The 13377-nt window shown below is 49.5% G+C and carries 11 protein-coding genes; 10 read left to right on the forward strand and 1 reads right to left on the reverse strand.

The window, feature by feature from the left end:
* Positions 1–163: 163 nt before the first annotated feature.
* The 10 genes from KKG35_02325 (at position 164) to KKG35_02370 (ending at position 12830) form a co-directional block, all read left to right on the forward strand.
* Positions 164–2935, forward strand: coding sequence for a DEAD/DEAH box helicase family protein (locus tag KKG35_02325; GenBank protein ID MBU1736954.1), 2772 nt, complete (start codon positions 164–166; stop codon positions 2933–2935).
* Positions 2936–3152: 217 nt separating this feature from the next.
* On the forward strand, positions 3153–3980 hold the full coding sequence (locus KKG35_02330; GenBank protein ID MBU1736955.1) for a KilA-N domain-containing protein: 828 nt from the start codon (positions 3153–3155) through the stop codon (positions 3978–3980).
* Positions 3973–4383 (forward strand): GxxExxY protein, encoded by a 411-nt coding sequence (locus KKG35_02335; protein ID MBU1736956.1) that lies wholly within the window; start codon positions 3973–3975, stop codon positions 4381–4383. Before KKG35_02330 ends, KKG35_02335 begins: the two co-directional genes overlap by 8 nt.
* Positions 4384–4472: 89 nt before the next feature.
* Complete coding sequence (locus KKG35_02340) at positions 4473–6188, forward strand: type I restriction-modification system subunit M (protein MBU1736957.1); 1716 nt, start codon at positions 4473–4475, stop codon at positions 6186–6188.
* The gene (locus KKG35_02345; protein MBU1736958.1) at positions 6185–6844 is read left to right on the forward strand and encodes a virulence RhuM family protein; all 660 of its coding nucleotides are present in this window, start codon (positions 6185–6187) and stop codon (positions 6842–6844) included. Before KKG35_02340 ends, KKG35_02345 begins: the two co-directional genes overlap by 4 nt.
* Positions 6841–8079, forward strand: coding sequence for a restriction endonuclease subunit S (locus KKG35_02350; protein MBU1736959.1), 1239 nt, complete (start codon positions 6841–6843; stop codon positions 8077–8079). The genes KKG35_02345 and KKG35_02350 overlap by 4 nt, the downstream gene beginning before the upstream one ends.
* On the forward strand, positions 8076–10262 hold the full coding sequence (locus KKG35_02355) for an AAA family ATPase (GenBank protein MBU1736960.1): 2187 nt from the start codon (positions 8076–8078) through the stop codon (positions 10260–10262). Before KKG35_02350 ends, KKG35_02355 begins: the two co-directional genes overlap by 4 nt.
* A 123-nt stretch (positions 10263–10385) precedes the next feature.
* Positions 10386–11264 carry a GIY-YIG nuclease family protein gene (locus tag KKG35_02360; GenBank protein ID MBU1736961.1) on the forward strand — a complete coding sequence of 293 codons (879 nt, stop codon included), beginning with the start codon at positions 10386–10388 and terminating at the stop codon, positions 11262–11264.
* 9 nt (positions 11265–11273) lie between these two features.
* Positions 11274–12293 (forward strand): DUF4145 domain-containing protein, encoded by a 1020-nt coding sequence (locus tag KKG35_02365; protein ID MBU1736962.1) that lies wholly within the window; start codon positions 11274–11276, stop codon positions 12291–12293.
* Between the two features lie 45 nt (positions 12294–12338).
* Positions 12339–12830 (forward strand): hypothetical protein, encoded by a 492-nt coding sequence (locus tag KKG35_02370; protein ID MBU1736963.1) that lies wholly within the window; start codon positions 12339–12341, stop codon positions 12828–12830.
* A 241-nt stretch (positions 12831–13071) separates the two neighbouring features.
* On the opposite strand, the gene KKG35_02375 is transcribed toward KKG35_02370, so the two are convergent.
* Complete coding sequence (locus tag KKG35_02375) at positions 13072–13377, reverse strand: type II toxin-antitoxin system RelE/ParE family toxin (protein MBU1736964.1); 306 nt, start codon at positions 13375–13377, stop codon at positions 13072–13074.

The following is a 13377-nucleotide window of genomic DNA, read 5'->3' on the forward strand; positions in this document are numbered from 1 at the left end:
CATTACTGTATATTACTGAACTTCTGAAAGATAAGTTTGAAAATAACCAGGATGTAAGTATGGGTATTTTGTAAATATCTTTACCACGCATGTGTTTTCGGAACTCTGATTGAGAAATAATCGAAACCTGCCAGTGAAAAACGAAAAACAGACTCGAAAAGATATAATCGATAAACAGCTCCTCCAGGCCGGATGGCGGGTAGGCGATCCTACCCAGGTCGTGGAAGAGTTTGAAATCGATGTCGATGGGCCAGTGAAGACAGGAGACCCCGGCCCTGCTTCGCCATACGAGGGGCACCAGTATAGCGATTATGTTCTCCTGGGCCGGGATTCAAAAATCATTGCCGTAGTGGAAGCCAAAAAAACCGCCAAGGATGCCGCCCTTGGTCGTGAGCAGGCCAAACAGTATTGTCAGAACATCCAGAAGCAAAAAGGTGGCGAGCTGCCGTTCTGCTTTTACACCAACGGTCTTGAAACCTACTTCTGGGATCTCGATAATTATCCCCCGCGCAAGATAGTTGGCTTCCCAACCCGGGACGATCTGGAGCGTTACCAATACATCCGCCGCAATCGCAAGCCTCTCACTCAGGAATTAATCAATATAGACATAGCCGGTCGTGACTACCAGATCCGCGCCATTCGCTCTGTTCTTGAGGCTATCGAGCAAAAGAAGCGCGACTTCCTCCTGGTCATGGCCACCGGTACCGGTAAAACCAGAACCTGTATTGCCATGGTTGATGCCCTGATGCGGGCCGGTCATGCCGAAAAAGTCCTCTTCCTGGTCGATCGCATCGCCCTTCGGGAGCAGGCCCTGGCCGCCTTCAAGGAGCACCTGCCCAACGAACCGCGTTGGCCCAACGTTGGCGAAAAAATCATCGCCAAGGATCGCCGCATCTATGTTTCCACCTATCCCACCATGCTCAATATCGTCCGGGATGAGTCGCAGTACCTCTCGCCGCATTTTTTCGATTTCATCGTCATCGATGAAAGTCACCGTTCCATCTACAACACCTATGGGGAAATCCTCGACTATTTCAAGACTATCACCTTAGGCCTCACCGCCACGCCCACCGACATCATCGACCACAACACCTTCAAGCTGTTCAACTGCGAGGATGGCCTGCCGACCTTCGCCTACACCTTCGAGGAAGCGGTCAACAATGTGCCGCCCTACCTGAGCAACTTCCAGGTGATGAAGATCCAGACCCGATTCCAGATGGAGGGCATCAGCAAACGCACCATCACTCTGGAAGACCAGAAAAAACTGCTCCTGGAAGGCAAGGAGATCGAAGAGATCAACTTCGAGGGCTCGCAGCTGGAAAAGAAGGTCATCAACAAGGGCACCAATGCCCTGATCGTCAAGGAATTCATGGAGGAGTGCATCAAGGACGGCAGCGGCGTCCTCCCCGGCAAGACCATCTTCTTCTGCTCGTCCAAGGCCCATGCCCGCCGCATGGAAGAGATCTTCGACAAGCTCTATCCCCAATACAAGGGCGAGCTGGCCAAGGTGCTGGTTTCGGAAGACCCACGGGTCTACGGCAAAGGGGGGCTGCTCGATCAATTCACCAACAACGATATGCCACGGGTGGCGCTCAGTGTGGATATGCTCGATACCGGCATCGACGTGCGGGAGATCGTCAACCTGGTCTTTGCCAAGCCGGTCTATTCCTACACCAAGTTCTGGCAGATGATCGGGCGCGGCACCCGCCTCCTGGAAGCCGCCAAGCCCAAGCCCTGGTGCACCGAAAAGGATGTCTTCCTGATCCTCGATTGCTGGGACAACTTCGAATATTTCAAGCTGACCCCCAAGGGCAAGGAGATCAAACCGCAACTGCCCCTGCCGGTCCGGCTGGTCGGCCTGCGGCTCGACAAGATCGAAAAGGCTCTGGACAGCGGCCAGCAGGAGATCGCCGAGCGGGAAATCGCCAAGCTCCGACAACAAATTGCCGAACTGCCGCAAGGCTCGGTGGTGATCAAAGAGGCGGCTCCCGCTCTGCATCGCCTTGAAGAAGAAAACTTCTGGATCACCCTCAGCCACCAGAAACTGGAATTCTTACGCAACGAGATCAAGCCCCTGTTCCGCACCGTTTCCGAGGCCGATTTCAAGGCCATGCGCTTCGAGAAAGATTTGCTTGAGTACTCGCTGGCCCGGTTGAACGAAGAGAAGGAGAAGGCCGATACCCTAAAAGACGGCATTGTCGAGCAGATCAGCGAACTGCCGCTTTCGGTCAACTTTGTCAAAACCGAGGAAACCCTGATCCGCGCCGCCCAGACCAACCACTACTGGGCCAAGATCGATGAGGACGCGCTGGACGAACTGACCACCAAACTCGGTCCCTTGATGAAATTCCGCGAGCAGATCACCGGCCCCGGACAGATTCACCTGGACCTGACCGACAACCTGTACCGCAAGGAGATGGTGGAGTTCGGCCCCCAGCACGAAGCCGTGAGCATCAGCCGCTATCGGGAAATGGTCGAGGCCCTGATTGCTGAGATGACCGAACACAACCCGATTCTGGCTAAAATCAAAAACGGCCAGGAGATCAGCCCGACCGAGGCCGAAGAGCTTGCCGATCTTCTCCACTCGGAGCATCCCCACATCACCGAGAATCTCCTGCGCCAGGCCTACAAAAATCGCAAGGCCCGCTTCATCCAGTTCATCCGCCACATACTCGGGATTGAGATTCTCAAAAGCTTCCCCGAGACGGTCAGCGAAGCCTTTGAGCAGTTCATCCACCAGCACACCAGCCTTACCAGCCGCCAGCTGGAGTTCCTGAACCTGCTGAAAAACTTCATTATCGACCGCGAAAAAATAGAAAAGAAGGACCTGATCAACGCCCCCTTTACGGTCATTCATCCCCAGGGCATCCGTGGCGTGTTCAACTCGGCGGAGATCAACGAAATATTACAGCTCACCGAGCGACTGGCGGCTTGAAATTTTATGAACCACGAAACACACGAACCACACAAAAACGGAAACAGCTTTTACTTTCGTGTTTTCGGAGTCTCGTGAACTCGCTTACCTCGTGCCTTTCGTGGTTAAGAAAAAATGCAGAAGGGGTCGAATACGGCTCCTTTAACAACGAACACCAAAATGAATTCGCAGATTTTAATTATGGCGGAAGTGCCACAATAACCGGGACGGCCCAATCATGACTGACAGCAAGGAAATTATTGTCCTCACTGAGACTGTGCGCGTTCAGCAGATCCGGAAGGATGATTACATCTCATTGACGGACATCGCCAAGTACCGAAATGCCGATGATCCCCGGTTTGTCATCCAAAACTGGATGCGAACCCGCTTTACTGTAGAATTTTTGGGAATATGGGAGCAACTGAATAACCCTGATTTTAACCGTGTCGAATTCGAGGCGGTTAAAAATGAGTCCGGCAGCAACGCCTTTGTTATGACACCGACGAAGTGGGCCAAACTCACCGGAGCCATTGGCATTGTCTCCAAATCAGGTCGCTACGGCGGTACCTATGCCCATAAAGATATCGCCTTCGAGTTCGCCTCCTGGGTGTCGGTGGAGTTCAAACTCTATCTGATCAAGGAGTTCCAGCGCCTCAAAGAGCAGGAACTCCAGCAACTCGGCTGGGACATCCGCCGCAATCTGACCAAGATCAATTACCGCATCCACACCGACGCCATCAAGGCAAACCTGATCCCGCCTGAACTTACACCGCAGCAGATCAACCTGGTCTACGCCAGCGAGGCGGATCTGCTGAACATGGCCCTGTTCGGCAAAACCGCAAAACATTGGCGGAACGAAAATCCGGACCACAAAGGCAATATTCGCGATGAAGCCAATGTCTCCCAGCTTGTCTGCCTGGCCAACCTCGAAACCCTGAACGCCCATTTTATTCAACAGGGGATGCCGCAGGCCGAGCGGCTCAAAATCCTGAACCGGACCGCCATTCACCAGATGAAACTCCTGCTTGCCGACAGAAACGTCAAGCAGTTGGAAGAAAATGAATAATTTGAACCACGAAATACACGAAAGGCACGAAAGAATTCTTTATAAGGATGAGTGCTATGCCATTCAAGGGGCGATCTTTGAGGTCTACCGGGAGATGGGATGCGGGTTCTTGGAAGCCGTTTACCAGGAGTGCCTGGAGAGGGAGTTTGCCAACTGCGGGATTGCTTTTGTGGCCCAGCCGGATTTGACACTGAGCTACAAAGGCGAACGCCTCAAACAAGCATACAAGCCAGACTTTATCTGTTACGAGAAGATCATCCTCGAACTGAAGACGGTCAAGGAGATTGCCCCTGAGCACAAGGCTCAGGTAATCAACTATCTCAAGGCAACCGGCATGAAGCTCGGCTTGCTGGTCAATTTCGCTCACTATCCTAAAGCCAAAATTGAGAGAATTATTTTATGAACCACGAAATACACGAAAATCACGAAAGAATAATTGTTGTTAATTTTTGTGTGGTTCGTGTGTTTCGTGGTTAAAAAAGGAATCTAAACATGCTGCAAAACAACCCCGAACTGAAAAGCAAGATCGACCAGCTCTGGAACAAGTTCTGGTCCGGTGGCATCTCCAACCCGCTTACCGCCATCGAACAGATTACCTACCTGCTGTTCATGAAGCGGCTGGATAATTTGGATCTGGAAAAACAGTCAGCCGCCGAATTCACTGGCGAAAAGTACACCTCAAAGTTCAGCGGCACCTGGATTCCGCCGGAGCATCGGGACAAATCCGCAGATGACCAAAAGCCCTTTGCCATTGAAAGGCGCACCCTGCGCTGGAGCGAATTCAAACGCATGCAGGCGGAAGAGATGCTCCAGCATGTCCAGAACAAGGTCTTTCCCTTTTTGAAGGACATGAACGGCGCCCAGTCCAACTTCACCCTCCACATGAAGAATGCGGTCTTCATCATCCCCAAACCGGCCCTCTTGGTGGAAGCGGTCAAGACCATCGATGAGATCTTCGAGGTGATGGAGAAGGATGCCGACGAAAAAAATCAGGCCTTTCAGGATATCCAGGGCGATGTCTATGAAATGCTGCTCTCGGAGATCGCGAGCGCCGGCAAAAACGGCCAGTTCCGCACCCCGCGTCATATCATCAAATTGATGGCCGAGTTGGTGCAGCCGCAGCTTGGCCATAAAATTGCCGACCCGGCTTGCGGCACCGGCGGCTTCCTTCTGGGAGCCTACCAATACATCGTCACTCAGCTGGCCCTCAAAGCCGGCAGTAAGGATCTGCAGCCCGATGAAGATGGTTTTACCCGCACCTCGGTGGCAGCCGGGCTCACCGAAGATGCTCGGACAATTCTCCAAAGCACTCTGTGCGGCTACGACATCGACAGCACCATGGTTCGCCTTGGTCTGATGAACCTGATGATGCACGGCATCGACGAGCCGCTTATAGATTATAAGGACACTCTGAGCAAGTCCTTTAACGAAGAGGGCGGATATGACATCGTCATGGCAAACCCGCCCTTTACCGGCAGCATCGACAAGGGCGATATCAACGAAAATCTCTCTCTATCCACCACCAAGACCGAGCTGCTCTTTGTCGAGAATATCTATCGGTTGTTGAAAAAAGGCGGTACCGGTTGCGTCATCGTGCCGCAAGGGGTGCTATTCGGCTCCGGCAAGGCCTTCAAGCAGTTGCGCCAAACCCTGGTGGAGCGTTGCGACCTCAAGGCGGTGGTCACCATGCCCAGTGGAGTCTTCAAACCCTATGCCGGGGTCAGTACCGCCATCCTGCTTTTCACCAAGGTCTGGGGGCCGAAGGACAAGGTTACAAAACCGGCTACTGAGCATGTCTGGTTTTATGAGATGGCTTCCGATGGCTATTCTCTGGACGACAAGCGCACCAAGCTGGAGGGGCATGGCGACTTGCAGGATATTGTTGCCCGGTTTCATGGCCGGGATGCGGATAAGGATACTGATCGGACCGCGAAATGTTTTTTTGTGTCTCGTGAGGATACTGAGGCCGAGGGCTATGATCTGTCGTTGAGCCGCTATAAAGAGGATGTCTTTGAAGAGGTAGTGTATGAGGCGCCGGGAGTGATTTTGGAGCGGTTGCTGGTGGCGGAATTGGGGGAGGAATTTTTTAACCACGAAAAACACGAGGTAAGCGAGTTCACGAGACTCCGAAGGCACGAAAAGGTTTTGGATGGGGTGGAGAGCGGCATTGTCCGGGAGTTGCTGGAGTTGCGGGGGATGATTGGATGAACCACGGAACACACGGAAAGCACGGAAAAGATGGGAGCCATGGGAAATTGCTCGTCTATCAAGCCGACGATGGTCGGGTCCGACTTAATGTCCGTTTACAGGGTGAAACAGTTTGGCTAACCCAGCCGATGATGGCTGAACTCTTTCAGACCACCCAACAGAACATCAGTCAGCACATTCTCAACATCTATGGCGAGGAAGAACTGGCGGCTGAGGCAACTCACAAGAAATTCTTGTCGGTTCGCCGGGAGGGCAAGAGGGATGTCCGACGTGAGCTGGATTTCTATAACCTCGATATGATCATCTCGGTTGGCTACCGGGTAAAAAGCGCCATCGCCACCCGTTTTCGCATCTGGGCGACCGAACGACTCAAGGAGTATCTCGTCAAGGGTTTCACCATGGACGATGAGCGGCTCAAAAAGGCAGGCGGGGGCAGCTATTTCGATGAACTTCTCGCCCGCATTCGGGACATTCGCTCGTCTGAAAAAGTGTTTTGGCGCAAGGTGCTCGATATTTACGCCACCAGCGAAGAGGATTGGCAAGGGGCGGAAAGAATGATGAACCACGGAATACACGGAAGGCACGGAAATTGTTTGGCCCAGGTGGTGAGCGGGATTGTGTGCAAATTGCTGGAGTCGCGGGGGATGGTTGGATGAAGTGGTATCCGTTTTCTGAAGTCATAACCGATGTAACGTCGAAATTTAGGAAGATCAAGGCTACGGACTACAAAGCCGAGGGACGCTTTAAGATTATTGACCAAGGCCAAAAAGAGATCGCCGGTTATACGGATGACGAATCTTTGGTCAATAAGACTCATTCACCGATTATTGTTTTTGGGGATCATACCCGTGCACTCAAATACGAGGAATCAACGATTGCGTTAGGGGCAGATGGCGCAAAGGCATTAGCTGTAAATCCTAAGCTGTTTAATGCGCTTTATATTTTCTATTACCTTCGATCCATCAGCTTAAAAGCGGCTGGTTATAGTCGGCATTTCAAATTTCTGAAACAAGTCGAAATACCTATACCAGAGGAGGATGGCAAACCCAACCTTGACGACCAAAAGCGCATTGCCCATCTGCTCGGCAAGGTGGAAGGGCTGATCGCCCGGCGCAAACAACACCTGCAACAACTCGACGACCTGCTCAAAAGCGTCTTTCTGGAGATGTTCGGTGACCCCGTGCGGAATGAGAAGGGGTGGGATACAAACCAATTAGCGAAAGAATGTCTGAAAATTACAGATGGAACGCATGACACTCCAGAAAGGTTAACGAGCGGAGTACCTTTCATAACAGGGAAACATGTTCGCCCATTTTCAATTGATTACAATGGGTGCGATTATGTTTTGGAAGAAGATCATCGTATTATCTACAGTAGATGCGATCCAAGGTATGGCGATGTTCTGTATACCAACATCGGCGTCAATCTTGGAACCGCAGCAATGAACGTTGTGGATTACGAGTTTAGCATGAAAAATGTCGCACTATTGAGGCCAGTGAATGAATCATTAAACCCGCGATTCTTGGAGCATTACCTCAACTACGAGAAGATAAAAAATAAAATTATTTCTGACTTATCCTCAGGAGGAGCGCAAAAGTTCCTCGGGTTGGGGCAGATCAAGAAGATAGGCATTATTCTTCCACCACTTGATCTTCAAAACCAATTCGCCACTATCGTCGAAAAGGTCGACGGCCTCAAATCCCTCTACCAGCAAAGCCTCACCGATCTGAAAAATCTCTATGGCACGTTGAGTCAGAAGGCGTTTAAGGGGGAGCTGGATCTGTCGCGAGTATCGCTGGGTCAGGCAGAGCAACGCGAAATAGGCACAAGGCAAGAAAAGAGAGGCCTGGAAACGAGCGCCGAACCTCAGAGCATTGGGGTTACTTTATGAACCGACTCAAGGTCAGCCTCCAAAACTGCTATGGTATCCAATCTTTCGACCACGATTTCGACTTTGCATGTGGCAACAACCCCACTAGACCAAAGACCAAGGCCTACGCCATCTACGCGCCAAATGGCTTGATGAAGTCTTCCTTCGCTAAGACCTTTGAGGCGCTGGCAAAAGGTGAAATTCCTAAAGAATTACGCTACAACCGCCCCTCACGGCACGTGATTGAAGCGGACGGCGCCGCCATTTCGCAAGAGGCGATCCATGTCCTCAAGGCGGAAATCGATATCAGCTCCGACAGCCCGGCCATCACCAATATCTTGGTCAATCCTGCAAGCAAGGCCAGGTACGATGAGCTGCTGGTCGAACTCGACAAATTGAAAAACAAACTGATCAACTCCCTGCAGAAAGCATCAAAAATCAAAAAAGGTGAGATCGAAAAGACCCTTCTCACTGACTGGAGGGAACTGGATTTCCCAACCTGTATCGGCAGAATCAAAGAAATTGCCATTGATGATGATTTGAGCCCCTACGAGTATGCGATTATTTTCGATCCCAAGGCCATTGAAGTATTGAAAAGCCAGGAATTCATCACGAGGGCGAGTGAGTTCAACGAGCGCTACCAGGAACTTTTTAATCAGGCCGGAACGATATATCAGAAGGGGGTTTTCAATCCCACCAAGGCGGAAACTTCATTTGCGACCCTGGACAAACAGGGGTTCTTTGCCGGGGGCCATCGCGTCCACCTGAGAGGGGACTCCGGTTCCATCGACAAGACGGAACTGGAGCAGAAACTGCGGGCAATCCATGCGAAAATTGACGGCGACGATACTCTCAAAAAACTGCGTGCCAGCCTCGCCAAAAACGCCCAGAACCAGGCGCTCACCGATCTTATTGAGAGACTTGCCGCCACTGAAGTTGAATTTCTTCTTGAGAATCTTAAGCCCGAGAAGCAGGCCCAATTCCGCAAAGACCTTTGGACCTACTACATCCAGAACACCACTGATGCAACAGGGTACCTGGAGTTGTACAGCGACAGCAAGGAGGAGATCGGGAGAATTGAAGCGGCTTCAGCTCAAGCCGCGCCAAGGTGGACTAAAGCAGTCGAGCTTTTCAATGATCGATTCCTTGATATGCCTTTCACGCTTTCTGTTGCTAATCAAACCCAAGCAGCACTCGGTAAAGAGAACGCCCGGCTCAAGTTTACCTTCAAAGAAGGCCCCGACACCGTCGAATGGTCACGTTCTGAAATCAAAACCCTCAGTCAGGGCGAAAGAAGGGCTCTCTATCTTCTTAACTTCATTTTTGAAGTGGAAGCCCGGAAACTTGCCAACCAGGAAACCCTTTTCATCATTGATGATGTCGCCGACTCCTTTGACTACAAGAATAAGCATGCCATCGTCCAGTATCTTAAGGATTTGGGTAAAACCGAAAATTTCCACCAGATCATCCTGACCCATAATTTCGACTTCTTTCGATCGCTTGTTAATAGTTTTGTCGTTGACTACGACAGATGTCTTATGGCCAATAAGGGCGAGGGAGTCATCACTATCAAAAAGACGGATGGCATCAGAAATTACTTCATCGGAAAATGGAAAGATAATGTAGCCAACAATGACTGTATCCTTTGCGCCACCATCCCGTTTACAAGGAATCTGATCGAATATACCAGGGGAGAAGATGATCCCGACTACCTGCAGCTCACCAGCCTGCTCCATTGGAAGATCGACACAGACCAAATAAGTGGTGGTGATTATCTGGAGATTTACAATCGTCTTTTTGGTACAGGTCACGACACCAGTGGCACACAATCGATGAAATCCCTTCTGTTCGATAAGGCCAATGAAATATGTGCCCAGACCACGCATGACGGCTTGAATTTGGAAGACAAAGTGCTGCTTTCCATGGCTATACGCCTGCAAGCCGAGGTATTCGTAACCAACCAACTTCGGACCTTGAAAAACGATGTGAACTACTGGTGCCAGGCCCGGAATCAGTTCGGCAGCCTTATGAAAGAATACGCGGCCCTGGCCCCGGTAGCGCAAGAGATGCGAACGTTGGAAAAGGTTAGTATTACGGTCAGCTCGAATATCCATCTCAATTCGTTCATGTATGAGCCGATCCTGGATCTGACAATTGAGCATCTCACCAGTCTCTACAGAGAAGTCTGTGGCTTAACCACGTAGAATTAAAATGTTAATAAACATAGTATTGCAATCAGCCCTTTGGGTTGAGGTTATAAAAACCTTGGGATGTTCGGTGTTTAACTACTAAGCTTAGGTCATTGTCTTTTCTCGTTAGGATTTATCATGAATGAATCACATCCATTTTCAATCAGGATCTTTGTCGCCAACGGTGATCCGGACGGATTGCGGGTTATCGAGCGCTCCAACTGGAACGGTCGAGCCTTGGTCTTCCCCCGGCCGCTTCTTCCAGAGGTAAAGAAGCGTGAGGAATTCGGGCGAACCGGAGTTTACCTACTGCTTGGCCCCAGGGAGGATGGCGAGGGGGAACTGCTCTATATCGGCGAAGGTGACCCGGTAAGGCCCAGACTGGAAAGCCATTTCTCCCAGAAGGATTTCTGGAATCGAGGGGTCTTTTTCGCCACCGGCCAGGCAGGGGCACTAAACAAGGCCCATGTCCAGTACCTTGAGGCAAGATTGATCGAGCTGGCTAATGCCGCCAAGCGCATGGCTCTCGACAACCAGAACAAACCAAATCGTCCATCGCTCAACGAAGCCGACCAAGCCGACATGGAAGTGTTTTTGGATCACATGCTCCAGATTCTGCCTCTCCTCGGTATCTCAGCGTTTGAGAAACCCAAATCCGACAAAAGCACCCGCAGAAATCATCTTTATGTCGAGACCAAAGGCCTGAAGGCGGAAGGGTACGAATCTACTGGCGGTTTTGTTGTCTGCAAGGGCTCTGAAGCGGTTGTTGAAGCGGCTCCTTCCATGAAAACCCATGTCCGAGGCATGTTTGATCTGCGAGAAAAACTCATCACCTCCGGAGTCCTTGCGCAAGAGGGGAAGTGGTACAAATTCACCCAGGATTACAGCTTCAGTTCACCATCCACGGCAGCAGCAGTTGTCATGGGACGAAGCGCCAATGGCCGGGTTGAATGGAAAGACAAATCAGGCAGCACCCTCAAGGCCATTCAGGAAGAAATGGCCACGAGCGAGGGATAACCCTGAGGTATGAATATAAAATACGTAAACGAAGTTAAGCAGCATTTAGGCCCCAAATCCCTTGAGATCCTGACCGATATATTTCGTAAATCTAGCGGTATCCCTCCCTGGGTTTTTTCTGATCGCTATAGAGCTGAACATTCAGATTGGCTCGAAGAACTTGATAATTTAGAGCAGCCAACTCTATTTTTAGAACGTGATCACCAAAGAAAGAGATATATGGTCAACGTTTATGCGCTACCTCTATTAGAAGATGATCATGCCCGCATCCTATTAGAGCGCTTCGAATACTTCTTTTGTTATTTCAAAAAAGAATACAAAGCTAATCTTGATAAGCCATTGTTTTTGGCAGACATATTGGAATCGACAGATACAGAACCGAATCTGTGTCGTGAAGCTCTGATCTACATGGTTATGGCACATTCTGGATTCGCTGGCGAATCTAAAGAATTTCCATTGAGCGATGGTTCAAGCATCTGTATTTCAGAGCAAATATTGAGATATCAAGATTTTGGGGAGATTATTAGCAAGTTTTATGAATGGCACATTATAAATCCGCCCAAGGATCAAGGATTAGCGCTAGGTATTGACGGGGAAGCGAATCAATCTCTACAAGGCTTCTTTACGCCAGATGATTCGACCAATAAGCCTAAATGGTATGAAAAATTAGATGAGCAGAAAAGGGAACTAGTCAAGGAAATAGATCAGGCTCTACGGGCTGGGCTGGTGGCTCTCCCCACAATGGGATTAAGAACGTTGATCGACCTTGTTATCGTCGAACATGTTGGCGATAAAGGTACTTTCAAAGACAAGATGACCGCTTTTGAGAAGGAGGGCTTAGTCTCTCCGAAACAAAGAGCACTAATTGATACGGTTCTTGAGGCTGGGAATGCCGCTTCTCATAGGGCCTATTTCCCTAGTCGAGATGACCTCCAAACATGTATTGACGTAATAAAACACATGATACAAGGAATCTATGAACTACACCCTAGAACTAAACAACTAAAAAATAATACGCCGAAACGTTGAAGGCATAAATAGAGGACAAGCCAAGAATACTGTTGTGGTTTTATAATGAGCGAAAAACAGAGACTTAAACCAGCTTCAAAACAAGAGATATCGCTATATTGCTTGGTTGGCGAATCTGTATGTGCAGTACAGCATGTGGAAGATGCCCTTAGTCATTCAATTGTATTAAAAAAGACAAAACCACAGTTAAGGTCAGAAGCTGACCAACTTTTAGAGAAACACCGTTCCTATACTCTTGGTAAAGCTATAAAGATTGCCGAACAAGCAAGTTTATATCCTGAGTCACTACAGCGAGAACTTGAAAATTTATTGTCAGAGAGAAATTGGCTTATTCATAAGAGTATTGCGCAAGGCCGGGATGAATGGGATTTGAATATCTCCAGAGAAAAATTGTTAAGTAGAATAAAGGCTATCACAACAAAAAAAGGGGTCGCGTCCGCTCTTGGCTTTTGTTGTAAAGGGGTCGGCGACTGGTCAAGTTCGCTTTTTACTTTTTCATTTGAAAAACTAATTATTTCAACATGTTATGTGCGGTAACCAGAATTCCGGGGACATCGTACTCAATTATTTCATCCCAATGTTTGGTCAACTTCTCAAATATATTGACTCAACATCCACTGGAAAAAACATACACTTACCAAAATCAGAAACCAGTTTCATCAAGCTCCCGATGCCTGGATGGGTATTCAGAAGGAGAATTGAGTAGGGGCTGCCTAAAGAAACGGTTGTCCATGAACCAACATCTCCCTTTTTAGTTCGTAGGGTTTGTTGCAAGCATCTATTCTTCAGGCAAGACAAGTAATCTTTCACTACGCCAAATCCGCACTATTCTAATTCGCTTCGAATCATACCGGTAGACAATGCGGAAAGGTGGCCGAATCAACTCACGCAGGAAATCCAACTCGAATTCAGGGACAACACGGCTTATCTCCGGCTGGGAAGCCAGGAGTTCGATATCCGAAATAATTTTGCTCACCAGGCGTTGTCCAACTTGGGGAATTGCCTGCTCTTTGTAAAAACCAAGGATATCTTCAAGATCGCCAATGGCGGAGGCTGCAAAAGTAACCGCTGTTTTCCGGCCCAT

It is taken from the genome of Pseudomonadota bacterium (assembly GCA_018823285.1).
Taxonomy (GTDB): Bacteria; Desulfobacterota; Desulfobulbia; order Desulfobulbales; family JAGXFP01; genus JAHJIQ01.

Coding starts and splice junctions, on each gene's coding strand:
- KKG35_02330 (MBU1736955.1), top strand. CDS start 3,153: ATGACTGACAGCAAGGAAATTATTGTCCTCACTGAGACTGTGCGCGTT.
- KKG35_02335 (MBU1736956.1), top strand. CDS start 3,973: ATGAATAATTTGAACCACGAAATACACGAAAGGCACGAAAGAATTCTT.
- KKG35_02340 (MBU1736957.1), top strand. CDS start 4,473: ATGCTGCAAAACAACCCCGAACTGAAAAGCAAGATCGACCAGCTCTGG.
- KKG35_02345 (MBU1736958.1), top strand. CDS start 6,185: ATGAACCACGGAACACACGGAAAGCACGGAAAAGATGGGAGCCATGGG.
- KKG35_02350 (MBU1736959.1), top strand. CDS start 6,841: ATGAAGTGGTATCCGTTTTCTGAAGTCATAACCGATGTAACGTCGAAA.
- KKG35_02355 (MBU1736960.1), top strand. CDS start 8,076: ATGAACCGACTCAAGGTCAGCCTCCAAAACTGCTATGGTATCCAATCT.
- KKG35_02360 (MBU1736961.1), top strand. CDS start 10,386: ATGAATGAATCACATCCATTTTCAATCAGGATCTTTGTCGCCAACGGT.
- KKG35_02365 (MBU1736962.1), top strand. CDS start 11,274: ATGAATATAAAATACGTAAACGAAGTTAAGCAGCATTTAGGCCCCAAA.
- KKG35_02370 (MBU1736963.1), top strand. CDS start 12,339: ATGAGCGAAAAACAGAGACTTAAACCAGCTTCAAAACAAGAGATATCG.
- KKG35_02375 (MBU1736964.1), bottom strand. CDS start 13,377: ATGGGCCGGAAAACAGCGGTTACTTTTGCAGCCTCCGCCATTGGCGAT.